This is a genomic window from Novosphingobium sp. ZN18A2, from assembly GCF_036784765.1.
Lineage (GTDB): Bacteria > Pseudomonadota > Alphaproteobacteria > Sphingomonadales > Sphingomonadaceae > Novosphingobium.
On the sequence record NZ_CP136651.1, the window covers coordinates 2,323,666 to 2,350,425 of the forward strand.

Here is a 26,760-nt window from a genome sequence, read left to right on the forward strand (position 1 = left end):
TTTTCGTGTTGTCCGCGCGCTGAAACGAGGACGGGTAATGAGCGGCAGGACCACCTTCGGAATCGACCGGCGCGGAATGATCGCGGTGCTGCTGGCGGGCGTTGCGCTGGCAAGCTGCGGCAAGGGGCAAAAGACGCCCGAAAGCAGCGCGGCGGTTGCCGCATCGCCCAATGGTGGGGTGGAAAAGCCCGTTCTGAAGCTGGGCTTCATCAAGCTGACCGACATGGCCCCGTTGGCCATCGCCAAGGAAAAGGGTTTCTTCGCGCAAGAAGGCCTGAACGTGACGCTGGAACCGCAGGCGAACTGGAAAGTGCTGCTCGACGGCGTGATCGGCGGCCAGCTTGACGGTGCGCACATGCTGGCGGGCCAGCCGCTTGCCGCGACGCTGGGCATGGGCACCAAGGCAGACCTGATCGCGCCGCTCAGCCTCGACCTCAACGGCAATGCCATCACCGTGTCGAACGGCGTGTGGCAACAGATCGCCCCTTCCCTGCCCAAAGGCGCCGACGGCAAACCGCAACACCCGATTTCGGCCAGCACGCTTGCCCCGGTGGTCGCCAGCTACAAGATGCGCGGCAAGCCGTTCAAGATGGGCATGGTCTTCCCGGTCAGCACGCACAACTATTACCTCCGGTACTGGCTGGCGGCGGGTGGCTTGAATCCCGGCTATTACCAGCCGGGCGGGGTTTCCGGCACAACCGATGCGCAAGTGCAGCTTTCCGTAACGCCGCCGCCGCAGATGCCTGCCACGCTGGAGGCGGGCACCATTGACGGATATTGCGTGGGCGAGCCGTGGAACCAGGCGGCGGTGCAGAAGAAGATCGGCGTGCCGGTCATCACCGACGACGAGATCTGGCATAACAACCCGGAGAAGGTCTTCGGGATGCGCAAGGATTTCGCGGAGAAATATCCCAGGACCACCGAAGCGCTGCTGCGCGCGATCATCAAGGCACAGCAATGGCTTGATGCCGACAATGGCAAGAACCGCGCCGAAGCGGTGAAAATTCTCAGCCAGCCGAACTATGTCGGCGCCGATCCGCAAGTGATTGCCGCATCGATGACGGGCAAGTTCACGTTTGAGCCGGGCGATACGCGCAGCGCGCAGGGCTTCAACATCTTCTTCGACAAATATGCCGGATACCCGTTCTATTCGGACGCGGTGTGGTTCCTCACGCAGATGCGCCGCTGGGGCCAGATCCCGGTCGACCATCCGGATCAGTGGTATTTCGATGCAGCCAAGTCCGTCTATCGGCCCGACCTATATCTGACGGCGGCCAAAAGCCTCGCCGAAAAAGGCGTGATCCCGGCTGCCGCGATCCCCAAGACCGACGGTTTCAAGCCGGTCGACAACGGGTTCATCGACCACGTCCCCTACGACGGCAAGAAGCCCAACGCATACCTCGCCAAGTTCAGGATCGGACTGAAGCAGGGCCAGAAGGTCACCGCTTCGGGCGTGACGGGCTGACACAGACAATTCCCGGAGACTTGAAATGGCAACCGCCTACGCAGAGATCCTTGACGAAGAACCCGCAACGATGACGGCGACCGAACCCGCTGCCCCGGCGAGCGCGCCGGCAAAGGTCGACAGCCAGCAATCCGGCGCGTCCGGTCCGGTCGGCAATGCGCTTGCTGCTCTTGCCACCGGTTTGCGCAAATTCGCGAAGGGCTTGCTGGCCCCGACGCTGGGCATCCTTGCCTTCCTGGGGCTTTGGGCGGTGCTCGCACCGCAAGTGCAGACTTCGCTTGGCGCATTGCCGGGGCCGGTCGAGGTCGCGGAACAAGGCGTCGTATTGTTCGAGGAATGGCAGGCCTCGCGCGAACAGGCGGCGGAGTTCTATGCCGCGCAGGACGCGCGCAACGAAGCTGCGATTGCCGCTGGCAACCCGCAAGCGGTGCAGCACTTTGACTATGCCGGCGCACCGACCTTCGTCAGCCAGGTGTTCACGTCGCTGGAAACCGTCGCGCTCGGCTTCTTGCTTGCGACGATTGTCGCGGTGCCGATCGGGCTCGCCTGCGGGCTTTCGCCGGTACTCAACGCCGCGATCAACCCTCTGGTGCAAGTGATGAAACCGGTAAGCCCCCTCGCCTGGCTGCCGATCGTGACGATGATCGTCTCGGCCACGATCACCAGCACAGACCCGATGCTTGCCAAGAGCTTCGTGATTTCCGCAGTCGTCGTCACCCTGTGCTCGCTTTGGCCCACGCTGATCAACACCGCGGTCGGCACGGCTTCCATCGACAAGGACCTGATGAACGTCGGCCGCGTGCTCAAGCTGGGGTGGTTCGCGAAGCTGACCAAGCTCGTACTGCCATCGACGCTACCCTATATCTTTACCGGCATGCGGTTGTCGCTGGGCGTGGGCTGGATGGTGCTGATCGCGGCAGAAATGCTCGCGCAGAACCCCGGCCTCGGCAAGTTCGTGTGGGACGAATTCCAGAACGGCAGTTCGCAAAGCCTTGCGCGGATCATGTTCGCGGTGATCGTGATCGGCCTGATCGGCTTCGCGCTCGACCGGCTGATGATGGCCCTTGAATCACTCGCTAACCATAATCACGCGATCTGAGGGAGGCAGCGATGCAACCGATCCTTTCGCTTTCCGGCGTCACCAAAAGCTACGAAGGCAAGACCGGCGGTGTTACCGAAGTGCTTGGCGGCATTGACCTGGAAGTTCGCGAAGGCGAATTCATCGCGGTCCTCGGCTTTTCGGGTGCGGGCAAGACGACGCTGATCTCTGCCATTGCCGGATTGATAGAACCCGATGCGGGTGAAATCCTGCTGCACGACGAACCTGTGAACGGGCCGGCGCGCGACCGGGGGCTGGTGTTCCAGTCCTATTCGCTGTTCCCGTGGCTGACGGTCGGCCAGAACGTCGCGCTGGCGGTCGATGCCGTGCACAAGGACCGGTCGCGGGCCGAGCGCGCCGCTCTGGTGCGCCAGAAAGTGGACCTCGTCGGCCTTGGACACGCGATGGACCGCAAGCCCGCCCAGCTTTCCGGCGGCATGCGCCAGCGCGTTTCGGTTGCCCGCGCCCTGGCGATGGAGCCGGAAATCCTGCTGCTCGACGAACCGCTATCCGCGCTTGACGCGCTGACCCGCGCCAAGTTGCAGGACGAGATCGAACGAATTCGCGAGGAGGAAAAAAGAACCATCATCCTCGTGACCAACGACGTCGACGAAGCGCTGCTGCTTGCCGATCGCGTGGCCGTGCTCACCCCCGCCCCGGCCGCGCGGATCGGCCGGGTGTTCGACGTCGCCCTGCCGCGCCCGCGTGAACGCGAAACGATGAACGACGATCCGGCTTTCAAGAGCTTGCGCAACGCGATTGTCGGCTATCTCGCATCGCTCAACGCGGGCGCGGCCTCAGCCGAAAAATCGGGAGAACTGCCCAACGTCACGCCGCTGGACCTCGCGCCGCCGCCCAAGGCCTATCGCGATGCGCAAGCCGCCGGTGTCGAGCGGCGCTATCTGGAGTTCTACAACCTCCACAAGGTTTATCCCTCGCCCAAGGGGCCGCTGACCGTGGTGGAGGACTTCAACCTGCTGATGGACAAGGGTGAGTTCGTCTCGCTCATCGGTCATTCGGGATGCGGCAAATCGACCGTGCTTACGATGGCGGCAGGGCTGAACGAGATCAGCAAGGGCGGCATTGTGCTCGACAACCGAGAGATCGACGTGGCCGGGCCGGACAAGGCGGTGGTGTTCCAGGCACCCAGCCTGATGCCCTGGCTCACCGCGCGGCAGAACGTCGCGCTGGGCGTCGAACGGGTCTATCCGCATGCCGGCAAGTCCGAACGCGGCGACATCGTCGATTACTATCTGGATCGCGTCGGGCTTGGCGACGCAAAGGACAAGATGGCGGCGGAAATGTCCAACGGCATGCGCCAGCGCGTGGGCATCGCCCGCGCCTTTGCGCTCAGCCCGCGATTGCTGCTGCTCGACGAGCCGTTCGGGATGCTCGACAGCCTTACCCGCTGGGACTTGCAGGATGTGCTGGTCGAAGTGTGGAACCGCACCAAGGTCACCGCGATCATGGTTACGCACGATGTCGACGAAGCGATCCTGCTGGCGGATCGCGTGGTGATGATGACCAACGGGCCGCGCGCCACGATCGGCAAGGTGCTGAAAATTGACCTGCCGCGCCCGCGCGACCGCAAGGCGCTGCTCGAACATCCGGACTTCTATGCCTACCGCCAGGAAGTGCTACATTTCCTGGCCGAATACGACCACGGACCCAGCGCGAAGGCGGCCTGAACCGCTCGCACCAGCCGCGCGGCAATGGTGCCGTCCGGCAAGAGAGGATTGCCGATAGATCCGCGCGCACCTTGCGCGCTTTGCGGCGGGCAATGGCGCCTGCCCTCCATGCTTACCGGAGCAATCCCGCTCCGCAAGGGGGACCACATGCGCCATACCGTTTTCACGCTTGCCGCCGTTTCGACCATCGCCATCGCCGCGCCCGCCCATGCGAAAGCAGGCGACCCGGTCGCCATCGGCGGCGGGTTCTCGCTTGACCCGATGCTGAACGCGCGGCTGCGTTATGAAGCGGTCGACCAGCCTGCCACCGATGCCGATGCGGTAACGCTGCGTCTGCGATCCGGCTTCGAACTGAAGCACGCGCCCTCGCACCTGTCCGCACTTGCGGAAGCCGAAGCGACGCTGGGCATCGTGAACGATTACAACGCCTTTCCCTTCGCCATCGCCGACAGCCAGCGCCGCACCGGATATTCGGTCGTGGCCGACCCGATGAACGTCGAACTCAACCGGCTGCAAATCCAGTACAAGACGAGGGCCGTTGCGCTGACAGTCGGGCGCCAGCGCATCAACCTCGACGATCAGCGCTGGGTGGGTTCGGTCGGCTGGCGGCAGAACGAGCAGACCTTCGACGCGGTGCGCGGCGAAGTGAACTTCGGGCCGGTGTCGCTCGACGGCACTTATTCGATAAGCCAGCGCACGATCTTCGGCACAGACGCCGGGCCACGCATGGCCTATGGCGGAGACTTCGTGTTCCTTGGCGCGGGGGTCAAGGCGGGGCCGGTGCAGGTCAAGGGTTTCGCCTACCTGCTCGATTACGACGAAGCGTTTTTCTACGCCAGCAGCACGCAGACATATGGTCTGCGTGCCACAACTGCGCTGCCGCTGGGCAAGGGGATAAAGCTCTCGCTGGCGGGAAGCTATGCGCGCCAATCGAATTACGGCACCAATCCGTTCACCTATTCGGCCGACTATATCGCCGCCGATGCAGGGCTGGCTTTCGGCTCCGTAGCGCTGACCGGCGGCTATGAGAAACTGGGCGCGGACAACGGCCGCGCGGTGCAATCGCCGATGGCGACGCTGCACAAGTTCAACGGCTGGGCGGACGTGTTCCTGACAACTCCGCAGACTCCAAGCTATGCCGGCCTGCAAGACTATCACGGCGGCCTGTCATGGAAGGCACCCAAGTCGCTGAAGGCGCTGCCCGGTCTGAACGCTGCGGTGATCTGGCACAGCTTCGATAGCGACACCGGCAGTGTTCCCTACGGCACAGAGTGGGACGCGAGCGTCGGCTTCAGGCTCGGCCCGGTAGGACTTCTGGCGAAATACGCCAACTACAACGCGAGGGACTTCGGAGCGGATACGAAGAAGTTCTGGCTTCAGGCGGAGATCGCCTATTGAACGCAAGACCGGCCCGGCGTGCTGCACTGCAAAAAACGGCTTGCCGCCGCCGGGCCGAATCGGTTACTCTTCAATCAACGCGAATTGCGACGCTCGTCCACTGGAGGACGAAACGGCCGCCGCAGTCGCGACCAGACTTACAACGCGTGGCAACGAAGCCGCCCGTACCCGTCCCGCAAGGGACCGGTTGCGAGGCGGCTTTTTCGTATGCGCGCGAGACACGGAGGCAGACGTGAATGCGCCGATGAATTTTGAAAGCGGAAAGGCCGGTGGCCAAATCCGCGAACGGCTCGTGGTTATCGGCAACGGCATGGCCGGCTGCCGCGCGGTGGAGGAAATCCTCGCCCGCGATCCTGGCCGGTTCGACATCACGATCTTCGGCGCGGAACCGCGCGTGAACTACAATCGCATCATGCTTTCCCCGGTACTCGCGGGAGAGAAGCGGTTCGAGGACATCGTCATCAACGACGAGGCCTGGTACGCGGACAACGCGATCACGCTGGTTTCGGGCGATCCGGTTGCGCAGATCGACCGCGCGAACGGCGCGGTGATCGCGAAATCGGGAAGGGTGGAGCCTTACGACAGGTTGCTGATCGCGACCGGCTCCGACCCGTTCATCATCCCCGTGCCCGGCGCGGGCCTGCCCGGTGTGGTCACTTTCCGCGACCTCGACGACGTGGAAAAGATGCTCGCGGCAGCCGATGGCGGTGGAAAAGCCGTTGTGATCGGCGGCGGGTTACTGGGCCTTGAAGCCGCGCACGGCCTCAGCCTGCGCGGCATGGACGTGACCGTGATCCACCTGATGCCAACGCTGATGGAACGCCAGCTGGATGAAGCGGCGGGCTACCTGCTCAAGAGCGAGCTTGAACGGCGCGGCCAGACGATCCTGACCGGCGCCGATACAGCCGAGATCGTGGAACGCGACGGGCACGTTGCCGGCGTGAAGCTGAAGGACGGACGCGAGATCGAAGCCGATATCGTGGTCATGGCTGTCGGCATCCGTCCTGCCACCGGGCTTGCTAGGGCGGCGGGGCTGGAGGTCGAGCGCGGCATCCTTGTCGACGATCACATGGTTACGTCCGACCCGGCAATCATGGCGGTGGGCGAGTGCGTGCAGCATCGCGGCACCTGTTACGGCCTTGTCGCGCCGCTGTGGGACATGTGCCGCGCGCTGGCGGATGCCGCGACGGCGCAACCCGGCGCGGGCTATGCCGGTTCGGTCACATCCACCAAGCTGAAGGTTTCGGGCATAGACCTGTTTTCCGCCGGCGATTTCTCCGGCGGTGCGGAATGCGAAGACATCGTGATGCGCGACGCGTCACGCGGCATCTACAAGCGCGTGGTAGTGAAGGACAACCGCGTGATCGGCGCGGTGCTCTATGGCGATACCGCAGACGGCAGCTGGTATTTCGACCTGCTCAAGAAGGGCGAGGACGTATCACCCATCCGTGAGGCGCTGATCTTCGGGCAGGCCTTCGCGTCCGGAGGTGCGCTCGCGGACCCTAACGCCGCCGTTGCCGCCCTCTCGGACGATGCCGAGATCTGCGGCTGCAACGGCGTTTCCAAGGGCGCGGTGGTCAAGTGCATCGAAAGCGGCGCGCATTCGGTGGACGCGGTGCGATCGACCTGCAAGGCGTCTGCCAGTTGCGGCAGTTGCACCGGGCTCGTCGAAAGCCTGCTGGCGATCACGCTGGGCGACGGCGCGGTAGAGGCCGGGCCGAAGACGCTGTGCAAATGCACCAGCTTCACCCATGACGACGTGCGCCGCCTGATCCTGGAAAAGGAACTGAAGGCCATCCCGCAGGTCATGCAGGAACTGCACTGGACCACGCCCGACGGCTGCGCTTCGTGCCGTCCGGCGCTCAATTACTACCTGCTCTGCGCATGGCCCGGCGAATACATTGACGACCAGAAGAGCCGCTTCGTCAACGAACGGCTGCACGCCAATATTCAGAAGGACGGCACTTATTCTGTCGTCCCGCGCATGTGGGGCGGCATCACCAGCCCGAAAGAACTTCGCGCGATCGCCGACGTGGTAGAGAAATACGACGCGCCGATGGTCAAGGTAACGGGCGGGCAACGGCTCGACATCTTCGGGATCAGGAAGGAAGACCTGCCCGCGGTCTGGGCCGACCTGAACGCCGCCGGGATGGTGTCGGGCCATGCCTATGGCAAGTCGCTGCGGACAGTGAAGACCTGCGTCGGGTCCGAATGGTGCCGCTTCGGCACGCAGGATTCGACCGGCCTCGGCGTGAAGATCGAACGCATGACCTGGGGCAGCTGGATGCCGCACAAGTTCAAGATCGCGGTCAGCGGCTGCCCGCGCAATTGCGCCGAAGCCACGATCAAGGACTTTGGCGTGGTTTGCGTGGATTCGGGTTACGAGCTTCACGTCGGCGGCAATGGCGGGATCAGGGTCCGCGCCACCGACCTGCTCTGCAAGGTCGCCACCGAAGAGGAAGCGATGGACACTTGTGCAGCGTTCATCCAGCTCTACCGCGAGCAGGCGCACTACCTTGAACGCACCGCTCCGTGGATCGAACGCGTCGGGCTTGATCACGTAAAGGCCGCCTTGTTTGGCGATCCCAAGGCGGTGAGGCGCTATGCCGCGCGGTTCCGCTTTTCCCAGCAGTTCATGCAGGACGACCCCTGGGCGCGTCGCGCCGCGGGCAAGGAAGCCGAACTGCACCAGCATCTTGCCGAAGTGCGCCCCTTCCCCGCCCCGGCACCACAAGAGGAGATCGCCTGATGCACGGCGAATGGCTCGATATCGGCCCGGTCGACCAGATCGCGCCCGGCAACGCGCGCACGCTTCCGGTTCGCGGCGGTGAGGAGATCGCGATCTTCCACACGCTCGACAACCGCTTCCACGCGCTGGTCAACAAGTGCCCGCACAAGCAAGGCCCGCTCTCACAAGGGATCGTTCACGGCGGCGTGGTGACGTGCCCGCTGCATAACTGGAACATCTCGCTGAAAACCGGGGAGGCGCAAGGCGAGAGTGCAGATGAACGGGGGGCTTGCGTGCCGGTGATCCCGCTGAAGGTAGACGCGGGGCGTATCTACCTGCTGCGCTCGGCCGTGCTCGGGCAGAAGGCGGCCTGACCCTTGCGGCAGGTACGCACAACGTGCGCCTATTGCGGTGTTGGCTGCGGCGTCCTCGCCGACGTTACCGGCGAGCGGTCCGTGCAGATCAAGGGCGACCGCGACCATCCCGCCAACCGGGGCAGACTCTGTTCCAAGGGCACGCACCTGGCGGAAACGGTTGGCCTGGAAGGCCGGTTGCTGCACCCGATGATCGGCACGCAGCCCGCATCATGGGACGCGGCGCTGGACGAAGTCGCGGGCCGGATGCGCGAATGCATCGACCAGCACGGGCCGGACAGCGTGGCCTTCTATGTTTCCGGGCAATTGCTTACCGAGGATTATTACGTCGCTAACAAGCTCATGAAGGGCTTCATCGGCAGCGGCAACATAGACACCAACTCGCGCCTGTGCATGGCAAGCGCAGTCGCTGCGCACAACCGCGCCTTTGGAGAGGACGTGGTGCCGTGCAGCTATGAAGACCTCGACGCGGCAGACCTGATCCTGCTGCTCGGCTCCAACACCGCATGGTGCCACCCGGTCGTGTGGCAACGCATAGAGCAAGCGCGCCAGCGGCGTGGAACGCGGATCGTGGTGATAGACCCGCGCCGCACCGAAACCGCTGACGGCGCTGATCTTCACGTGCCGGTCGCGCCCGATGGAGACGTTGCTCTGCTGGGTGCCCTGCTCGCCGAAATGCGTGCGCGAGGACTGATCGACGAGGAATATCTGCGCGAGCATGTCGAGGTGCCCGAGGGTTTCTGGGATGGCATCGCCAGCGATCCCGGCATCGATCCCGGCACATTCAAGCGCCTTGCCGATCTTGTCGCTGCCCATCCGCGCATGGTTACGCTGTTCAGCCAGGGATCGAACCAGTCGCGCCAGGGGGCCGACAAGGGCAACGCAGTCATCAACCTTCACCTCGCATTGGGACGGATCAACCGGCTGGGCACGGGGCCGTTCTCGATCACCGGCCAGCCCAATGCGATGGGCGGGCGCGAAGTGGGCGGGCTGGCCAACACGCTTGCCTGTCATCTGGGCTTTTCCGATGATGAACGCAGCGATGTAGCGGCATTCTGGCAAACGGACCGGGTCTGCACCGGGCCGGGCCACAAGGCGGTGGACCTGTTTCGCGCGGTGCACGACGGGCGCGTGAAGTTCCTGTGGGTCATGGCGACGAATCCGGCCGTGTCGATGCCCGACGCAGGCTTTGTGCGCGAAGCGCTGGCACGATGCGAGACGCTGGTCGTTTCCGACTGCATCGCGGAAACCGACACCGCGCGGCTGGCGCACGTGCGCCTGCCCGCGCTTGCCTGGGGTGAAAAGGACGGCACCGTCACCAATTCCGAGCGCACAGTCAGTCGCCAGCGTGCGCTGTTTACCGCCCCCGGCGAAGCCCGCGCCGACTGGCGGATCGTTTGCGACGTTGCCGCGCGAATGGGGTGGAGCGAGGCTTTTGCGTTCGACAGCCCCGCCGCCGTGTTCCGCGAATATGCGGCGATGATGGCGCTGGCAGTTCAGCACGGCAAACTGCTCGACCTGACCGCCCACGCAGACATTGCGGACGCCGGTTACGCCGCGATGACGCCCTTCCAGTGGGGCGGCGCCCGTCCGTTGCGCGACCGTTTCCCCACTCCGTCGGGCAAAGCGCGGCTTGTTGCGGTCCACCCGCTGCCGGCGCGTGCAACCGATCCGGACTTTCCGCTACGGCTCAACACCGGGCGCTATCGCGACCAATGGCACACAATGACGCGTACCGGTTTGAGCGCCAAACTGGCACAGCACCGGCGCGAACCGCTGGTTGACGTGCATCCCGCCGATGCACAGCGTTTTGGCGTTGCGGACGAAGGACTGGCCCGGGTCGAGACGACGCAGGGCGCCAGCCTGTTCCGCGTCTGCGTGACGGACCGCCAGCGCGAAGGCGCGATCTTTACACCGATGCACTGGTCCGATGCGATGAGCGGGGCCGGGCGAACCGGACGGTTGCCCACGTCGGATACCGATCCGGTTTCCGGCCAGCCCGCTTTCAAGGACACGGCCGCGCGCATCCGGCCCTTTGCGCCCGAATGGCGCGCCTTTCTGATCTCACAATATCCGGTTGACCCCGACGCACCCTATTGGGTCCGCTCCCGCATCGAAGGCGGGTGGCTGACCGAAATCGCAGGCACGGGCAGCGTCGATTGCGACGCGCTGCTCCCCCACGGCACGCGCAGCGAAGCGAGCGACATGACGCGCGGTATGCGCCGCATCGTCGTGACTGGCGGCGGCGGTTCGCTGCTGGCCGCGCTCTATCTCACCCGCAGCGGCGAACTGCCCGCGCGCGACTGGATCGCCCGCCAGCTTGGCGGTGCCGGGTCGTCCCTGCCCGAATGGCTCGCGGGCCGCACAATGGCCCCGTTGCCCGACCGTGGGCCGATCGTGTGCATCTGCCACGACGTCGGAGAGCGCGACATCCTTGCCGCGATAAACGGCGGCTCTCACGATCTCGACACTGTCGGTGCCTGCACGCGCGCCGGGACGAATTGCGGAAGCTGCCGCCCGATTGTCGCCCGACTGATCGACGATACCCTTGCCAGCCTGAAGGAGGCCGCCGAATGACCGTGTGCGAACCCGGAACCGTGTGGCTGGTGGGCGCCGGCCCCGGCGATCCCGAATTGCTGACGCGCAAGGCGGAAGCGCTGATCCGATCGGCGGACATGGTGTTTCACGATGCGTTGGTCGGACCCGGAATCCTTTCGCTCGTTCCCGCATCGGCAGACCTTGTCAGCGTGGGCAAGCGCGCCGGGCGCCATTCGAAGGACCAGTGCACGATAGACCGGATGATCGTCGATGCGGCGTTGGCCGGGCAAAGGGTGGTGCGACTGAAAGGTGGCGACCCTTCGATATTCGGACGCTCGACAGAGGAACTCGATGCCTGCCGCGCGGCGGGCGTTCCGGTCCACGTCTGTCCCGGCATCACCGCGGCTAGCGCGGCGGCGGCATCGCTGGGTACATCGCTGACGCTGCGCGGCAAGGCGCGCAAGCTGACTTTCGTAACGGCCCATGCCCGTGCAGGCGAAATGCTCGACCTTGACTGGCGCACGCTGGCCGACCCGCAGGCGACGCTGGCGATCTACATGGGCAAGAAGGCGGCGCCCGACCTGGCTGCGGCCCTCGTCGCGGCGGGTCTCTCAGCGGAAACGCCCATCGCGCTGGTGGAAAACGCCAGCCTCCCGGGTGAACGCGTGCTTCGCACCCGGCTAGGCCTGCTACCACTCACCGCGCGCTCCGCTCTCGGCGATGGCCCGGCACTGATCCTGGTGGGTGAGGCAATGGCGGCCCGGCCCGCCCCTCTCCCGTTGCGGACTTCCTACACGGCCATGGCAACCTCCCGGTCCGCCGATCCCTAAACAGCGGCACTACGGCTGTTCGTGCGAATCCGGCGCAGGCCCTTCGTTTGGCGGACGATCACGCCAAGGGGCAGCGCCGGCGCAGGGACTGACGCGCCGACGCCGCCCACCCGGATTACATCAATGCACGATTACTTCGCGCATGACGTAAGTGCCCTTGATATGCCGGATCTTGTTGTAAAGGTTCCGTACCGTTGCATCGCCCTGGTCGATGTTGGCTTTGCCGTAGGCGTCGAGGAACTTCATGTACTGGGCCTTGCTTCCTGCCCATGTGTCGACCGAAGGATATACGATTTCCAGGACAAGATCGAAAGTTCCGGCCGTAGGCGCCGTGTTCCAGTAGATGTGATAGTCCTTGATGTAGCCGAGTTTCTTGGCGACCTCGTTGCTGTCGATCCAGGTTGTCTTGAGGCCTTCCAGATAAGTCTCGAACTGCCCGTCATCCACTTGCACGGTGGTCATTTCCACGACCTCCTGCCCGGGCTCGTAATCCTTGTAGAACTCCATTTTCGCCGATGCCGGGGCAGACACGGCCGCCGCAGACACTGCCGCCGCCGCAGATAGGGCCAGACGCTTCCAATTCATGGCGATACTCCCTTCATCCCTGTTATCGCGACCGCCGCAAAACGGGCCGCCGCGACTTCTTGGCAGGAGCGGAACGAGAAATCCTGATGGAAAGCTGAGGGAGCCGGCCCTTCCGCCCCGAACTTTGCTTCCCCGCCATATTCAGGCACAATACCCGAAACGCATATTCTTCTCTCTTCGCGGGGGACGCACATGCAGTTGGCAGGATGACCATTCTAGAGGGCGATCGAGCCTGCGAGGCCAGGGGTACGTCAGACGTATCGCGGGTTCATTCCGCCCGCTTGCGCGTCGGGGCGTTTACGGCCGATCCCTCCGGCAACCGGCTGGAGTGTTCGGGTGTGGATTACCCGGTCGAGCCTCTGGTCATGGATGTGTTGTGCTTCCTTGCAGGGCGTGCCGGCGAAACGGTTTCCCGCGATGAATTGATCGAACACGTCTGGTTCTTCAACCCCTATGCCGATGAAAGCCTGACCCGCGCGATTTCCCTTCTTCGCCGGATATTCCGGCATGATCCGGGCGGGCGCGCGTACATCGAAACGACCTGGAAGCGGGGCTACAGGCTCACTGCCGACGTAAGGATGCTTGCGCCGGCGCGACACTTGCCAACCTATTACCAGGCCCCCGCGCTCGAAGACGAATTCGCGGTGGCTGTGCTGCCGTTCCGCCGACAATCGACAGAGGAGAGCGACGGCTTCCTGGCAGACGGACTGACGCGCGACCTGACCATGCTTCTCTCACGCGTGCCGCGCCTGCGCGTCGCGGCCTACAGTTCGGCCCAGACGGTGCGCGAAGGGGCGGATCGCGCGCCTGTAATCTCGGATAGACTGGACGTGCGCTATCTTGTTTCCGGTTCGCTGGCCCGTCAGGGGGAGAACTTCCAATTGCGCGTCGCGCTGATGGACGGGGTCGACGATGCGCAGCTCTGGGCACAGCGGATCGACGCCCGGCTGGACCAGTTCTTCTCGGTTCAGGACAAGATCGTGCTCGACGTCTCGACCTCGCTGTCGTCGGCGCTGCACCTGTCGCACGCGGCGGCGCTTCAGCAACGCAAGCCTTTCCAGCTCAATGCCTATGAGCTCGTCCAGCGCGCGGAAGCGCTGCGGCTCCACTACAACAGCGAGACCGCGCACGAGATCGTCACCCTGCTTGAGCACGCGCTGGAGCTGGATCCCGGCGACGGTGCCGTCCATGCGGCGCTGGCGGTTCAACACACGCAGAACGTTACCAGCAAGTTCTGCGATACGCCTGCCGAAACATTCTCGTTGGCGAAGCGCCACATCGACGCCGGACTTTCCCTTTCGCCGCACGATCCGGAAGTCCTGGCAGCGGCAGGAATAACCGCGACGATGATGGGCAACGCACGGCTCGCGGTGCGCCATCTGCGTACAGCACTGGACCTGGACCCGAACAACGCACACACTCTGGCTGTCCTGGGTTGGCAACAATGCTGGCTGACCGGAGAGGAAGAAGGCCTGCGGATGATCGAAACCGCAGAGGAGCGCGCGCCCCATCACCCCCGCTTTTCGCTCTGGGCGCATTACCGCGGCCACTGTGAAATCAGGCTTGGCTGCGCGGAGCGGGCAATCGATGCCTACCAGGATGGCGAGGCGCGCAATCCCGGTTACAGCCTTAACCTGGTGACGCTTGCGGCAGCACAGGCCGTGGCAGGCAGGACAAGCGATGCGCACTCCACGTTGCTGCGCCTGAAACGGGTCGCGCCGGATTACAGGCTTGAAGACTATATCGGCCTGGCAAGGCGAATGACCTATTGGTTTGGCGAACGCCTGACACGCAAGGCCATGATCTCCGCTTTGGCCGACGCCTGGCATACGCTGCCGGCCGATTGATACACCCAGGCTTTCGGTCCGATCCGTGCCGCCTAGTGATGCTCAACCACTTCCTGGGTGTTCCCTTCAGGATCGATGAAGAACGCAAAGCTCAGGCCCAGGCCTTCAACGCGTTCTATTGGCCGCGTGATGCTGCCACCTGCGGCGGCAAGCCTTTCAGCGAAGGCATGGATATCTTCGGTTTCGAAGACGAGTAAGGTACTGCCTGGCAAAGGCTCGCTCCCCTCCTCGTGCATCAGGACGAGCGCGCCGCCGCCGCCCTGCACCGGGATCATTATGGACTCCCTGAAACCGGGCAGTTCCACCCTCTTGGTCACCGCAAACGACGCCACTTTCTCATAGAATGCTTCCTGCGCTTCCAGATCGCGCACCGCGATCTTGGTCATTGCCAATGTCGTCATTCGTTTCCGCTCCCTCGATATTGCCTTTACGCCGAACGGCTTACCACGACATATTTAGAGCGCGCTATATTTTTATTGACTCATGGCGGCAACGCACGGATGCTCAAGAAAAGAAAATGGGAGAGCGCTGTGATGGCGACGACTCTAGGGAACGCTGGCGAGCGCGCAGGAACCGTTTCTTCCGATACACAAACGCAGCTCGCCGATGACGGGTACTGCATCCTGCCCGACGTACTGACCGCAAACGAAGCGGCAGATGCCCTCGACGCGCTGCATCGAGCGGCGGAAGCGGCGCGCACCCGGGGGCACGCGACGTTCATGCCCGCGCTCGATCCCAACGCGAGCAATGTCCGCGTATTCTATCTCCTTGCGCTCGATCCGATTTTCCGGGCGCTGATCCGGCATTCGCGCGCAATCGACATAGTCGAGCGCCTTCTTGGGCCGGACTTCATGATATCCAACTTCACGGCGAACATCGCGCTGCCCGGATCGGGATCAATGGCGCTTCATTCCGACCAGGGGATTGTCGTGCCGGGACCGTGGCTTCAGCCCTGGACCGTCAATATCATCTGGTGCCTGACGGACTGCCATACCGACAACGGTGCAACGCTTTTCATCCCCGGAAGCCACCGTTGGACCAGTCGCGATGACATTCCGGCTGACGCGATTGACCGGCTGCGCCCGTTCGAGGCGAAGGCCGGGTCCATTATCGCGATGGATGGGCGCGTCTGGCACACGTCCGGCGCAAACGTAACCGAAAACGAGGAACGGGCGCTTCTGTTCGGCTATTACACAAAGCCGTTCCTTCGTCCGCAAGTGAACTGGAATGCGCTGCTTTCCGCAGATTTGCAGGCGGAAGCCGATCCCTGGATGCGCCAGAAGCTGGGCCTTGACGTCACGGCGAATACGACCGGCGCGAACGACCTGGCGACTTATCTCGACGGGTCGCAGGCGGAGGCCGCGCCATGACCGATCCATCCGTAGCCATTTCGGGCGAAGGGCTCTTGGTGCCGCCTCCGACCAGGAACCTTGGGCAAGGACTTCGCAACATCGCGGATTACGGCCTGACCGTATATCCCGACGCCATTGATGCCGATACGCTCTCCGCGGCGCGCGATGCGCTCTATCGTGCAGCCAGCTCCGATGCGAAACGGCAGCGTGCTGTGAAGTTCAGCCTCGATTACGGAGAGGACGATTCCAACGCCCGGGTCTGGAACGTGCTGAGCCGTGACCCCGTGTTCGAGGAACTCGCGTTCAGCCCGATCGCCATCGCCTATGTAAAGGCGTTGCTTGGGTGGCCAGCCCTGCTGGGCAATATATCGGCGAACATTACCGGCCCGGGCGGCGGAGAAATGCAACTCCACGCCGATCAGATCTTTGTGCCGGAACCCTGGCCGGCGAACCCCCAGGGACTTAACGTCGCCTGGTGCCTGGACGATTTCACCGATGCGAATGGCGCAACGCGTTTCGTCCCGGGTAGCCACAAACTCAACCGGGCTCCACGCGAAGACGAAGCCGGCGTGGAAACGGTTCCCATGGAAGCACCGGCTGGCTCAGCCGTGATTTTCGAAAGCCGCGTCTGGCACAAGACCGGCTTCAATCGCACGGCGGACGTCCGCCGGGCCGGGGTTTTTGCCTGGTACACAACACCGATCTACCGTCCTCAGGAAAACTGGTTTCTGTCCCTCAAGCCCGAGGTGCGCCAGTTTGCGAGCGAAGATGCGCTAACCCTCCTCGGCTGGCGATCGGAAGGGCTGGGGCTGGTCAACGGAGCCTCACCCGCATGAGATCGAACCTTTGAAAGGACATTGACATGGCCACCCAACCGGAGACCGGCACGCCCGAAGCTGAGGATGTGACGCGGTTCGAGATCTATCGTGGCAAGGATGCAGAGAATTTCGACGAACTCGACTGCATGGAAATGACGGGCCTTACCGAGATCATCCAGGATGGAATTGTGCGCGCCGGTGAAGCCGGAGCCGGTGAAGGACAGCTGGTAAAGATGCTCTTCTCGATTCCGGGAATGAGCCTCACCTATGCCTGGTTCAAAAGCGGTTTCCCGCTTCCGCTGCACAGCCACAACGCAGACTGTCTTTACTACATCGTCTCCGGAACCCTTAGGCTCGGAACGGAGGATCTTGGAGCGGGTGACGGCTTCTTCGTGGGCGCCGACGTGCCCTATTCGTACACGCCCGGCCCTGAGGGCGTCGAAGTGCTGGAGTTCCGGACCGCGAACAAGTTCGACATTCGCTTTCTCGGCAAAACCAGGAAATTCTGGGACAAGACCGTCGCGTCAGTAGAGCGGCGCCGTGCAGACTGGGCGAAGGAAACCAGCCCGCCCGCGCGCATTTCGAGCTAGTCCGTGTACAACCTCGATGGACCCAGTCCGGTCGTTTCGCAGCGCGAACGCGGCAAGGAGAGGCGTCGCGCGCTCATCCGCTCTGCAGCGCGGGAGCTTCTGCGAAAAACAGGGCCGGACGGCTTTTCCATGCGCGAGCTTGCCGATCGGGCGAATGTGAGTCCGGCGACGCCATACAATCTCTTCGGCACCAAGGCCGGCGTGCTGATTGCGGTGTTCGATGCCGATCTGCAAGAGTTCCGTCAAGCATTCGAGCGTATCCCGTCCGCCGATCCGGTCGCCCACCTTTTCGACTTCGTGGACACCGCTTTCGCCTTTTTCCAGCGTGAACCCGAATTCTATCGCAACATGCTGGCACCGATCGCCGCTTCTTCGTCAGGTGAATTGCGCCGCGGGATCATTGACCCGCGAGCGACCGTTTACGCCGATCTGATCAAGGGACTTGTCGACGGCGACGTGCTGCGGCCGGGCATATCCGGCGAGGCATTGTTGCGCACGATCACCAACCTGATGACGATCGGCGTGTTGAACTGGATCAATGAGGACTCCGCTCTCACCCAGTCGCGGGCCGACGTCCAGACCGGCTTCGCATTCGTCCTGCTCGCCGCGTGCCGGGAAACGTTCGCACCATTCCTTCGGGGAAAACTGATACCTCCAGCGGAATGACCTTGCGGGTGGAAACGGCACAATTCGCGGTCGGCTTCGTTTTTGCCGAACGTGAATCGATGCCGGTACGGTCCGATCCCGCCAGGATCATGGATACCAGCGGCGACGCCTCAGAACCTGAAGCCCGCGGCGATGCCGTAGCGGCGCGGTTCCAGCGTGAAGATGTTGGTGAAGTTGCCCGACGACTGGTCCGTTACATAAAGACCGGTGATCGGGTTGGAATTCGCCAGGTTCTGTACATAGCCGCGGATGTACCAGCGGTGATCCGGCCCATCGAGTTGCAATTGGGCGTTGATCTGGGTGTAGCTGGGAATCCGGTTGACGTTGCCGTTGAAGATGTTGCCCGTAGAGGTGCCCGTGAGGATCAGGTCGACACGCGGCGTCAGCGTCATGTTGCTTACCGGGATCTCATACTGGGCACCGGCAGCAACCTTGAAGTTTGGTGCGCCGGGTAGTTGGTGCCCGCGGATGTTCTCCAGGATACCCGACTGAAATACGGAGATACCGTTCGGATCGAAGAACAGGGCCGTGGCCGAGGGCTGCGGCTTTGTAGCCTGCGGATCGACATAGGCGGCCGCAGCTAACTGGCTGCAGATGCTGAACGCGCCGGTCGACGCGATGCCGCTACCCGACGGGAACGCAGTGGTCCCCTGCGAATAGCCCCTAAATTTCTGGACGCCTTCAATCCTAATTTTGAGGACAGGAGCCGACGATGGGGAAGCCCAACTTCAGTGATGAGTTCAAGCGTGATGCGGTGGCCCAGATCACCGAGCGTGGGTATCCGGTAGCCGAGGTTTCGCAGCGGCTCGGTGTCAGTCAGCATTCGCTCTATGCCTGGAAGCGGCAGCTGGGCCGACAAGTATCGGGCGATGCGAGCAAGGATGCCGAGATCCGCCAGCTGAAGCGCGAGCTGGCTCGGGTGACCGAGGAGCGCGACATATTAAAAAAGCCACCGCGTATTTCACCTTTGGTGACTTCGTTCCGCCAGGGATGCAAAGTGAGATACGCGTTCGTTGCCGAGCATCGTGACCGGTTCCGGGTTCGTTCGATGTGTCGGTGCCTGCGCATCCTGCCCAGCGGTTTTATGCCTGGCAGAGGAACCCGCTGAGCCAGCGCGCCCGGGAAGATGCTCGGCAGACCGATCTGATCCGCAAAGCCTGGAACACAGCTGCCCAGAAAAGCACTTTGGGTCCATGGCTACCGCAAGCTGCACGATGATCTGCTGGATCACGGCGAGAGCTGCTGCCCCAACCGCGTTGCCCGGTTGACCAGACTCGCGGGCATCAGGGCGCAGGTCGGCTACAAGCGCAGGCCGGGCAGCCATGGTGGCAAGCCTCCCTGGCGGTCGACAACACTCTGGATCATCAGTGCGAAACGGCTGCGCCCGACCGGGTCTGGGTGACAGACATCATCTACATCCGCACCCTGGAAGGCTTTGCCTATCTGGCTGTCGTGATCGACCTGTACTCCCGCCTTGTAGTGGGATGGTCGATGCAGAGCCACCAGACCATCGATGTAGTACTCCAGGCGCTGCACATGGCGGTATGGCGGCGTAAACCGAAGAGCGGATGCTTACAGGGCTCGCAGTTCACCAGCATGGACTGGACCGCCATCATCCGGGCTCACAATCTTGAGCACTCGATGAGCCGACGCGGCAGCTGCCACGACAACACTGTTGCCGAGAGCTTCTTCTCATCGATCAAGCGTGCGCGCATCTGTCGCCGGACCTACAAAACGCGCGACGAAGCCGGCAAGACGTGTTCGATTAAGTCGAGATGTTCAACAACCCGGTGCGCAAGCAGGTCAGGAATGGAATGCTGTCGCCCGGCGAGTTCGAACAGCAGCAGATTTTGAAAGCGGAAGGCGTCTAGAAAACTAGGGGCTATTCAGACTGCCCCGCCCCTTGAGGGGCTGGCCGGTTTGCGAAGGTGGGGCATCGCCTTGCCCCACCTTTGCCGCTTCTCCATCAATCGGGCGCATTTGCATTGCCAATGCGCCTGGCGCCATCCGGAACGGACGGAAGACGGCCGGCTATTTCTTGGGCTGGCCGCTGGTCGGGATATCCTTGAAGGGAACATCCTTGTCGACACGGATATCGCCCGGCAGGCCCAGCACGCGTTCGCCGATGATGTTGCGCAGGATTTCGTCCGATCCGCCTTCGATACGCGTCGCGGGAGAGCGCATCAGCATGGCCTGGAACCGGCCATTGTGGGGGCTGTCTTCGTTCCACAGGACGCCAGCCTCGCCCTGAAGGTCCAGCGCGAACATGGCTAGTTCCTGCATGGTGGCGCCCGCCACAAGCTTGCCAATAGAGTTCTCCGGCCCCGGCGTCTCGCCCTTCGACAGCGCAGAGATCGCGCGCATGCCCGTGTATCTGAGGCCGCTCTGCTTCACCGCGAACTGGGCAAGCTTTGATCGCACGGCGGAGTCCGCCACGGCGGGCTGGCCGTCGACTTCCGCTTCCATGCAGAATTTGAACAGTTCCGGGAAACCGGTCGACATGCCGGAACCGATGGAAAGCCGCTCATTCATCAGCGTTGTCAGCGAAACCTTCCAGCCTTCGCCAACCGCGCCAAGCCGCTGCGAATCCGGGATGCGGACGTCGGTGAAATAGACTTCGTTGAAACCCGATGCCCCGTTCGCCTGCTTGATCGGCACAACCTTCACGCCCGGCGAATCCATACGCAGGAAGAACATGGTGAGGCCCTTGTGCTTCGCCACGTTCGGATCGGTCCGGGTGATCAGCAGGCCCCAGTCCGAAATATGGGCGCCGCTGGTCCAGATTTTCTGGCCGTTGATGATCCAGTCGCCCGAACCATCGTCTGCCTTCACGGCGCGGGTGCGAAGGCCGGCAAGGTCTGACCCGCTGGCCGGTTCGGAAAAGAGCTGGCACCAGATCTCCTCACCACTGGCGAGCGGCGGGAGCAGCTTTTCCTTCCAGTCCTCGTTCGCCCAGGCCATCACCGTCGGCCCGCACATCCCGTGGCCGATGGTGAACGGGCCGGACAGCACGCCGTAAACGCCCTCTTCCTGCCCCCAGATCACACGCTCGATCGGAGAGCGGGCACCGCCGCCGTATTCCTTCGGCCAGTGGAGGCAGGCCCAGCCAGCCCCGGCCTTTTTCTTTTGCCACGCCTTACTGGCCTTGAGCGGGTCTTCGCTCGACACGCCGCTTGAGCCAAAGCTCGCGCGCATCAATTCGGATTCAAGGTGCTTTGGCGCGTTGGCATCAAGCCATGCACGCACTTCCTTGCGGAAGGCGGCTTCCTGCGGGGTATCATTGAAATCCATGTTCGCCGGTCCTTCCTGCTATGCTGCCGCTTCGATGTTGCCCGCGCTCATCCGTTCGATAAGCAGGCTTTCCCATGTGGATAGCGACCCAAGCGCGAGCGCTAGCGCGTTGGAACGGCGGTAATAGAGGTGGCAGTCAAATTCCCAGGTGAAACCCATGCCACCGTGGGTCTGGATGTTGTTCTTCGCGCAATGCTGAAACGCATTGGTTGCCGAAACGCGCACGGTGGCCGCGGCGACCGGCAGTTCGGCCGCGCTGGAGGCAAGCGCCCATGCCCCATAATAGCAGTTCGACCGGGCGAGCGTTGCGGACACATACATATCGGCCAGCATGTGCTTCACCGCCTGGAACGATCCGATCTGGCGGCCAAAAGCCATCCGTTCAAGCGCATAGTCGCGGGCCATTTCCAGCGCGCGATCCGCGCCGCCAAGCTGTTCGAAGCCCAGCAGGATGGCCGCACGGTCCATGACCTGCGTCGCGATATGCCATCCATCGCCAGCACCGCCGATACGGGTGGCCGGCGCACCGTCAAACCCGATGCGCGCCTGCCCGCGCGTCGGGTCGATCGAACTCAGGCTTTCGCGGCTCACCCCGTCTGACGAGAGATCGACGAGGCAGAGCGAAAGGCCCGCGCCCTCCTTTGCGAGCACGATGGCGAAATCCGCAACGGCGCCGTCTGCCACGGGCGACTTTACGCCGGTGAGCTTGCCGCCATCGAACGAAGCGGAAACCTTGTCCGGGCGCATCCGCCCGGTGCCCTCGTTGACTGCCCAGCAGCCGATCGCCTTGCCAGCCGCAAGCTTGGGAAGCCACGCGGTTTTCTGGTCTTCCGATCCCGCTTGCAGCAGGCATTCGGCAGCCAGATAGATTGAGGACGCGACAGGCACCGGCGCAAGAACGCGGCCAAGTTCTTCAGCGACAACGCACAATTCCAGATGGCCAAGGCCAACCCCGCCATATTCTTCAGGAATTGCCGCGCCCAGCACGCCAAGTTCCGCCAGACCGGTATAAAGGTCCGCATCGTGATCCGCATCGCTCTCCAGAACCTTGCGCACGACCGCTGGCGGGCAGCGGTCCTCAAGAAAGCGGCGCACCTGTTCGCGCAACTGGTTCTGTTCTTCCGAAAAATCGAGGTTCATGAAGCAGTCTCTCCCTTGATCGGCACGTTCCGTTCGATCCGCCGGATGATCCGTCTGGTCTGCCAACGCCGCGCCAATCGCAAATCGGGTGTGGTTGGTTTGGGATGCCGGCTCCGCCGCCACGTGCCGCGACCATTGCCCGGCTGCGCGCGATGCTTGCCAAAGCACATCTTGCTTGTTTGCACAAACAAATTTATCTCACCTGATAAACAGACAGGGAGAGCAATCGTGATTGTCGTCATGGCGCTATATCCATTCAGTGCCGGAATGCGGTTCGATGAGCCGTATTACCTCGAAAAGCACATTGGCCTGGTCAAGGAGATCTGGGCCGAACAGCTCGATCATGTGCGCGTCCTGTCGAGCGACGGCGAAGGTTCGGGCGAGCAACCGCGATATCGCGCTATCACGGAAATGGCATTTGCCTCGCCGGAGGCGCTGGAACAGGCGATGGCCCACCCCCGCGTGCCCGAATTGCTGGCCGACATCCCCAACTTCACCGATACAACGCCCCTGAACCAGATCGCGCAGATCAAGCTGTGAGCGTCCTGCTCTACGATCATCCGCTGTCGCCCTTCGCCCAGAAGGTAAAGATCGCGCTGATGGAAAAGGGCGTGCCTTTCGAGGCGAGGCTGCCCGACGGCCTTGGCGCTGGCGGCGCGGAGGGCGATTTCGCCCTGACCAATCCCCGCCGGGAGGTTCCCGCGCTGGTGCATGGCGATGTGCGGCTGTTCGATTCCACGATCATCCTCGAATATATCGAAGACCGGTGGCCGCAGCCTGCCCTATTGCCCGCTTCTCCCGCCGATCGCGCGAGGGTGAGGCAGATCGAAGACGTCCTCGACACGCACTTCGAGGCTATCGTCTGGGGACTTGGCGAACTGCGCTGGTTCAAGCGGGCAGAAGGAGAACTGGCCACATCGCTGGAATCGCGCGCGGCCGACCAGATCCGGGGATTTCACAACTGGCTTGAACGTCAGCTTGGCACGGCCGAGTGGTTCAACGGCAAAGACTTCGGCTGGGGAGACATTGCCGCAGCGCCCTATCTCAACGGCGCGGCGGCACAGGGGTTTGCCCCCAAGGGTCATCCGGCCCTGCAGGACTGGCTTTCCCGCGTTAACCGGCGCCCCTCCGTGGCCCGCGCCAACCGCGAGGCGAAGGACGTTCTTGGCGCGATGGAGCAGGTGGCGGGCGCTGTCCGATCCGGCACTTTCCGCCGCGAATATCGCGATCACCGGCTCGAATGGATGGTCAAGTCCGGCGGCATCGATGTGGTCCTGAGCGGACTTGCCGAAGACAATATCCGCTTCTCGCCCGATTTCGACTGATTGCCGGAGAACCACGTCGATGCATAACCAAGCCCAAGACCTGATCCTGCACCATTACGATGCGTCACCCTTTTCCAACAAGGTTCGCATGCAGATGGGGCTCAAGCGGCTAACCTGGCAATCGGTCATCACGCCCAACATGATGCCCAAGCCCGACCTCGTTCCCCTGACCGGGGGCTACCGGCGTGCCCCCGTCATGCAGATCGGCGCGGACGTGTATTGCGACAGCCAGGTCATCATGGCCGAGATCGAACGGCGCAATCCCGGACCCGCGACATCGAACGGGATGGACTGGCCGATCAACCTTTGGGCCGACCGGCTGTTCTTCCAGCTGACCGTGGCAATCATCTTCGGCCAGTTGGGCGACCGCGTCGAACCCGCCTTCATCGCGGACCGGGAAAAGCTTTCCGGCAAGCCGTTCGACGTAAAGGCGATGGCCGCGGCCGCAGAGCCCGCCAAGGGACAGTGGCGCGCGCAGGCGGGCTGGATCGAGCAGGCGCTTTCATGCGGCGGCACGGCATTTCTCGACGGTTCGGAGCCGGGCATCGGCGACCTCGCCGCGCACATGAATATCTGGTTTCTGGCCAGCGTCTTTCCGGACCAGGCAGACAACCTGATGGAAGGATACCCCGCATTGGCAAGGTGGCGTGCGGCGCTGGAAGCGATCGGCCAGGGAAACCGCGAGGAGATGACCGCGGCCAAGGCACTGGAAATTGCCCGAAAATCAGACCCCGCACCGTGCGTCATATCGCACGACGAAGTGGATCCATCGGGCCTCGCGCCGGGCGATCGTGTAACCGTGATGGCAGACGACTATGGGCGTGACCCGATTTCGGGCGAACTGGTTGCGTTGGCATCGCAAAGGATCGCGATCCACCGCGAAGACGCGGATCTTGGCCACCTGCATCTGCACTTTCCACGCGCGGGCTTCGTGGTCGTTCGCTCACAATGATTGAAGAATGGCACTGTCAGGCTGGTCGTCAGTCCGTTCGTTGGCTTTGACAGTGCCGGATCGAGATTTATCTCGCCCCTTGGCGGGAATGGACAACGTCACGGCTTGGGTGTCGGCGCGCGAAGATGGTAAGTGCGTCTGACACCAAGGCCGGAGAAACGGTTGGGAGAGCATGTCATGGAATACGATCTCGTCGTTCGCGGAGGTCTGGTGGTCGATGGTTCGGGCTCCCCGCCGTTTCCTGCCGATGTCGCCGTTCGTGACGGCAAGATCGCGGAAGTCGGAGAGGTTCCGGGGCGCGGAACGGAAGAGATCGACGCGACCGGAAGGATCGTCACCCCCGGCTTCGTCGATATTCACACCCACTACGATGGACAGGTGACCTGGGAACAGCGCCTCGCCCCGTCGTCGGGCCACGGCGTGACCACGGTCCTGATGGGCAACTGCGGCGTCGGGTTCGCGCCCTGCCGCCCGCACGAACGCGACATGCTGGTCAAGCTGATGGAAGGGGTGGAGGACATTCCGGAAGTCGTCATGACAAACGGGCTGCCCTGGAACTGGGAAACCTTTCCCGAATACCTCGACGCACTTGATGCGCGCGAGCTCGACATCGATGTCGCAACGCAAGTCCCGCATTCGGCGCTCAGGATTTTCGTCATGGGCGAGCGCGCCGCGCGCCATGAAGCGCCGACGGCGTCCGACCTCGAGCAGATGCGCAAGCTCGTCGCCGAAGCGGTGGAGGCAGGGGCATTCGGCGTCACCACCTCGCGCAACATGATGCACCGGACCAAGGCCGGCGAACTGGCGCCGAGCCTCCATTCCCAGGTCGACGAACTGTGCGCCCTGATGGATGGGCTCAACCAGGCCGACGCGGGCGTTTTCCAGATGATCCCCGCACCCGCCAACGACGCGGAAGAGGAATTCGCGATCCTGCGCCGGATTGCCGAACACGGGCGCCGCCCGCTGTCATTCACGCTGCTTGACGTTCCCGGCCAGCCCGGCGTCGGCTGGCGCGGCATGCTGCGCGGACTGGACCGGGCGCGGGAAGACGGGCTTGAACTGCGTGGCCAGGTCGCGCCGCGTCCGGTCGGCATGTTCTTCGGACTGGACCTCAGCCTGCACCCGTTCAGTTCGCATCCCAGCTACAGGGCTATTGCGGACCGGCCGCTGGAGGAACGCGTCGCCACGATGCGCGATCCCGATTTCCGCGCAAAACTCTTGTCCGAGGAGCCCGAAGACAGCAATCCGGTGACGCTTGCGCTGATCGACGCGTTCCGCGCGACGCACGAATGGGACAACGGAAAGCCCGACTACGAACCGGTGCGGGACAACAGGATCGAGCAGCGCGCAAGGGATGCCGGCTTGTCCGTCGCCGAATTCGCCTATGATCTCTTGCTCAAGAATGGCGGCAACCAGTTGTTCTACCTTCCCGCAGCCAACTACACCGAAGGCAACCTCGGCGCCGTGCGAGAGATGCTGGGCCACCCCGACACGCTGGTCGGACTGGCCGATGGCGGGGCGCACTACGGCCTGATCTGCGACGCCAGCTTCCCGACATATTTCCTGCAACGCTGGGCGCGCGATGCCGACGAGAACGAGAGGATTCCGCTGGCCGAAGCCGTTGCCGAACTGACCTCGCGGCCCGCGGCGGCGGTTCGCCTGCTCGATCGCGGGCGCATTGCCAAAGGGATGAAGGCCGACCTCAACGTGATCGATCTCGACGCACTCAACCTTCATGTGCCGTTCGTTGCATACGACCTTCCCGCCGGCGGCAAACGGATGCACCAGACGGCGGACGGCTATGCCGCCACGATCGTTTCCGGCGTTGTGATCAACCGCGACGGCACCCCCACCGGCGTCTTCCCCGGACGCCTCGTCAGGCGGGCCCAAGCCTGTTCGGCAGCATGAGAGCGCGGCCTACGCCGGCCAGACGCCCCCTGCCCGCCATGCCCCATCCCATGAGGTTTTACCGCTCGGCCAGCCAGCCACGCGCCCCACGTACTGCTTCTAGGCATGGCGATAAACGTGGTGGCGTTCGAAGTTGAAACGATTGGGGACTTTGGTGTGAATCAAA

The 26,760-nt window shown here is 63.2% G+C and carries 22 protein-coding genes and 1 pseudogene; 18 read left to right on the forward strand and 5 right to left on the reverse strand.

Annotated features, from left to right (window positions below; translation table 11 throughout):
- The first annotated feature begins 37 nt into the window (after window positions 1-37).
- The 8 genes from RXV95_RS11125 to cobA all read left to right on the forward strand — a co-directional run bounded on the left by RXV95_RS11125 (window position 38) and on the right by cobA (window position 12,120).
- A complete protein-coding gene (locus RXV95_RS11125; protein ID WP_338466121.1) occupies window positions 38-1,465 on the forward strand; it encodes a CmpA/NrtA family ABC transporter substrate-binding protein in 1,428 nt (475 codons plus the stop codon).
- Between the two features lie 25 nt (window positions 1,466-1,490).
- Entirely contained in the window at window positions 1,491-2,564 is a 1,074-nt protein-coding gene (locus RXV95_RS11130; protein ID WP_338466122.1) for an ABC transporter permease, read from the forward strand.
- Between the two features lie 11 nt (window positions 2,565-2,575).
- Window positions 2,576-4,252, forward strand: coding sequence for a nitrate ABC transporter ATP-binding protein (locus RXV95_RS11135; RefSeq protein WP_338466123.1), 1,677 nt, complete (start codon window positions 2,576-2,578; stop codon window positions 4,250-4,252).
- 147 nt (window positions 4,253-4,399) lie between these two features.
- Window positions 4,400-5,650 carry an alginate export family protein gene (locus RXV95_RS11140; RefSeq protein WP_338466124.1) on the forward strand — a complete coding sequence of 417 codons (1,251 nt, stop codon included), beginning with the start codon at window positions 4,400-4,402 and terminating at the stop codon, window positions 5,648-5,650.
- Between the two features lie 244 nt (window positions 5,651-5,894).
- Window positions 5,895-8,399: a nitrite reductase large subunit NirB gene (nirB, locus tag RXV95_RS11145; RefSeq protein ID WP_338466125.1), complete on the forward strand. Its 2,505-nt coding sequence runs from the start codon at window positions 5,895-5,897 to the stop codon at window positions 8,397-8,399.
- Window positions 8,399-8,752: a nitrite reductase (NAD(P)H) small subunit gene (locus RXV95_RS11150; RefSeq protein WP_338466126.1), complete on the forward strand. Its 354-nt coding sequence runs from the start codon at window positions 8,399-8,401 to the stop codon at window positions 8,750-8,752. Before nirB ends, RXV95_RS11150 begins: the two co-directional genes overlap by 1 nt.
- Before the next feature lie 3 nt (window positions 8,753-8,755).
- Complete coding sequence (locus tag RXV95_RS11155) at window positions 8,756-11,329, forward strand: molybdopterin-dependent oxidoreductase (RefSeq protein WP_338466127.1); 2,574 nt, start codon at window positions 8,756-8,758, stop codon at window positions 11,327-11,329.
- Entirely contained in the window at window positions 11,326-12,120 is a 795-nt protein-coding gene (gene cobA / locus RXV95_RS11160; protein ID WP_338466128.1) for a uroporphyrinogen-III C-methyltransferase, read from the forward strand. Before RXV95_RS11155 ends, cobA begins: the two co-directional genes overlap by 4 nt.
- 120 nt (window positions 12,121-12,240) lie before the next feature.
- On the opposite strand, the gene RXV95_RS11165 is transcribed toward cobA, so the two are convergent.
- Complete coding sequence (locus tag RXV95_RS11165) at window positions 12,241-12,705, reverse strand: hypothetical protein (RefSeq protein ID WP_338466129.1); 465 nt, start codon at window positions 12,703-12,705, stop codon at window positions 12,241-12,243.
- Between the two features lie 206 nt (window positions 12,706-12,911).
- Between RXV95_RS11165 and RXV95_RS11170 the strand changes: the two genes are divergently transcribed.
- Window positions 12,912-14,552 (forward strand): winged helix-turn-helix domain-containing protein, encoded by a 1,641-nt coding sequence (locus RXV95_RS11170; protein WP_338466130.1) that lies wholly within the window; start codon window positions 12,912-12,914, stop codon window positions 14,550-14,552.
- A gap of 32 nt (window positions 14,553-14,584) precedes the next feature.
- On the opposite strand, the gene RXV95_RS11175 is transcribed toward RXV95_RS11170, so the two are convergent.
- Window positions 14,585-14,938: a VOC family protein gene (locus tag RXV95_RS11175; RefSeq protein WP_338466131.1), complete on the reverse strand. Its 354-nt coding sequence runs from the start codon at window positions 14,936-14,938 to the stop codon at window positions 14,585-14,587.
- Between the two features lie 147 nt (window positions 14,939-15,085).
- On the opposite strand from RXV95_RS11175, the gene RXV95_RS11180 reads away from it, so the two are divergent.
- The 4 genes from RXV95_RS11180 to RXV95_RS11195 are packed head-to-tail and all read left to right on the forward strand — an operon-like array spanning window position 15,086 to window position 17,978.
- On the forward strand, window positions 15,086-15,922 hold the full coding sequence (locus tag RXV95_RS11180; RefSeq protein ID WP_338466132.1) for a phytanoyl-CoA dioxygenase family protein: 837 nt from the start codon (window positions 15,086-15,088) through the stop codon (window positions 15,920-15,922).
- Entirely contained in the window at window positions 15,919-16,740 is an 822-nt protein-coding gene (locus RXV95_RS11185; RefSeq protein ID WP_338466133.1) for a phytanoyl-CoA dioxygenase family protein, read from the forward strand. Before RXV95_RS11180 ends, RXV95_RS11185 begins: the two co-directional genes overlap by 4 nt.
- Window positions 16,741-16,766: 26 nt before the next feature.
- Window positions 16,767-17,312, forward strand: a complete 546-nt coding sequence (locus tag RXV95_RS11190) for a cupin domain-containing protein (RefSeq protein ID WP_338466134.1) — start codon at window positions 16,767-16,769, stop codon at window positions 17,310-17,312.
- 3 nt (window positions 17,313-17,315) lie between these two features.
- Window positions 17,316-17,978 carry a helix-turn-helix domain-containing protein gene (locus tag RXV95_RS11195; RefSeq protein WP_338466135.1) on the forward strand — a complete coding sequence of 221 codons (663 nt, stop codon included), beginning with the start codon at window positions 17,316-17,318 and terminating at the stop codon, window positions 17,976-17,978.
- Between the two features lie 110 nt (window positions 17,979-18,088).
- On the opposite strand, the gene RXV95_RS11200 is transcribed toward RXV95_RS11195, so the two are convergent.
- Window positions 18,089-18,370: a hypothetical protein gene (locus RXV95_RS11200; RefSeq protein WP_338466136.1), complete on the reverse strand. Its 282-nt coding sequence runs from the start codon at window positions 18,368-18,370 to the stop codon at window positions 18,089-18,091.
- A gap of 320 nt (window positions 18,371-18,690) precedes the next feature.
- Here RXV95_RS11200 and RXV95_RS11205 point away from each other — a divergent pair.
- Window positions 18,691-19,849 (forward strand): annotated as a pseudogene (locus tag RXV95_RS11205) (IS3 family transposase).
- Between the two features lie 160 nt (window positions 19,850-20,009).
- On the opposite strand, the gene RXV95_RS11210 reads toward RXV95_RS11205, so the two are convergent.
- Complete coding sequence (locus RXV95_RS11210; RefSeq protein WP_338466137.1) at window positions 20,010-21,269, reverse strand: acyl-CoA dehydrogenase; 1,260 nt, start codon at window positions 21,267-21,269, stop codon at window positions 20,010-20,012.
- An 18-nt stretch (window positions 21,270-21,287) separates the two neighbouring features.
- Entirely contained in the window at window positions 21,288-22,409 is a 1,122-nt protein-coding gene (locus RXV95_RS11215; protein WP_338466138.1) for an acyl-CoA dehydrogenase family protein, read from the reverse strand.
- Between the two features lie 15 nt (window positions 22,410-22,424).
- Here RXV95_RS11215 and RXV95_RS11220 point away from each other — a divergent pair, with 15 nt between their 5' ends.
- From RXV95_RS11220 to RXV95_RS11235, 4 genes are all read left to right on the forward strand, one after another.
- Complete coding sequence (locus RXV95_RS11220) at window positions 22,425-22,949, forward strand: EthD family reductase (protein WP_338466139.1); 525 nt, start codon at window positions 22,425-22,427, stop codon at window positions 22,947-22,949.
- Window positions 22,946-23,734, forward strand: a complete 789-nt coding sequence (locus RXV95_RS11225; protein ID WP_338466140.1) for a glutathione S-transferase family protein — start codon at window positions 22,946-22,948, stop codon at window positions 23,732-23,734. The genes RXV95_RS11220 and RXV95_RS11225 overlap by 4 nt, the downstream gene beginning before the upstream one ends.
- 19 nt (window positions 23,735-23,753) lie before the next feature.
- A complete protein-coding gene (locus RXV95_RS11230; protein WP_338466141.1) occupies window positions 23,754-24,686 on the forward strand; it encodes a glutathione S-transferase in 933 nt (310 codons plus the stop codon).
- Window positions 24,687-24,863: 177 nt separating this feature from the next.
- On the forward strand, window positions 24,864-26,594 hold the full coding sequence (locus tag RXV95_RS11235; protein WP_338466142.1) for an amidohydrolase family protein: 1,731 nt from the start codon (window positions 24,864-24,866) through the stop codon (window positions 26,592-26,594).
- Window positions 26,595-26,760 lie beyond the last annotated feature (166 nt).

Excerpts from the sequence above, each read along its gene's own strand:
- RXV95_RS11130 (WP_338466122.1), top strand. The coding sequence starts at position 1,491 with ATGGCAACCGCCTACGCAGAGATCCTTGACGAAGAACCCGCAACGATG.
- RXV95_RS11165 (WP_338466129.1), bottom strand. The coding sequence starts at position 12,705 with ATGAATTGGAAGCGTCTGGCCCTATCTGCGGCGGCGGCAGTGTCTGCG.
- RXV95_RS11175 (WP_338466131.1), bottom strand. The coding sequence starts at position 14,938 with ATGACCAAGATCGCGGTGCGCGATCTGGAAGCGCAGGAAGCATTCTAT.
- RXV95_RS11215 (WP_338466138.1), bottom strand. The coding sequence starts at position 22,409 with ATGAACCTCGATTTTTCGGAAGAACAGAACCAGTTGCGCGAACAGGTG.
- RXV95_RS11150 (WP_338466126.1), top strand. The coding sequence starts at position 8,399 with ATGCACGGCGAATGGCTCGATATCGGCCCGGTCGACCAGATCGCGCCC.
- cobA (WP_338466128.1), top strand. The coding sequence starts at position 11,326 with ATGACCGTGTGCGAACCCGGAACCGTGTGGCTGGTGGGCGCCGGCCCC.
- RXV95_RS11190 (WP_338466134.1), top strand. The coding sequence starts at position 16,767 with ATGGCCACCCAACCGGAGACCGGCACGCCCGAAGCTGAGGATGTGACG.
- RXV95_RS11180 (WP_338466132.1), top strand. The coding sequence starts at position 15,086 with ATGGCGACGACTCTAGGGAACGCTGGCGAGCGCGCAGGAACCGTTTCT.
- RXV95_RS11125 (WP_338466121.1), top strand. The coding sequence starts at position 38 with ATGAGCGGCAGGACCACCTTCGGAATCGACCGGCGCGGAATGATCGCG.
- RXV95_RS11235 (WP_338466142.1), top strand. The coding sequence starts at position 24,864 with ATGGAATACGATCTCGTCGTTCGCGGAGGTCTGGTGGTCGATGGTTCG.
- RXV95_RS11140 (WP_338466124.1), top strand. The coding sequence starts at position 4,400 with ATGCGCCATACCGTTTTCACGCTTGCCGCCGTTTCGACCATCGCCATC.
- RXV95_RS11170 (WP_338466130.1), top strand. The coding sequence starts at position 12,912 with ATGACCATTCTAGAGGGCGATCGAGCCTGCGAGGCCAGGGGTACGTCA.
- nirB (WP_338466125.1), top strand. The coding sequence starts at position 5,895 with ATGAATTTTGAAAGCGGAAAGGCCGGTGGCCAAATCCGCGAACGGCTC.
- RXV95_RS11200 (WP_338466136.1), bottom strand. The coding sequence starts at position 18,370 with ATGACGCTGACGCCGCGTGTCGACCTGATCCTCACGGGCACCTCTACG.
- RXV95_RS11185 (WP_338466133.1), top strand. The coding sequence starts at position 15,919 with ATGACCGATCCATCCGTAGCCATTTCGGGCGAAGGGCTCTTGGTGCCG.
- RXV95_RS11210 (WP_338466137.1), bottom strand. The coding sequence starts at position 21,269 with ATGGATTTCAATGATACCCCGCAGGAAGCCGCCTTCCGCAAGGAAGTG.
- RXV95_RS11230 (WP_338466141.1), top strand. The coding sequence starts at position 23,754 with ATGCATAACCAAGCCCAAGACCTGATCCTGCACCATTACGATGCGTCA.
- RXV95_RS11135 (WP_338466123.1), top strand. The coding sequence starts at position 2,576 with ATGCAACCGATCCTTTCGCTTTCCGGCGTCACCAAAAGCTACGAAGGC.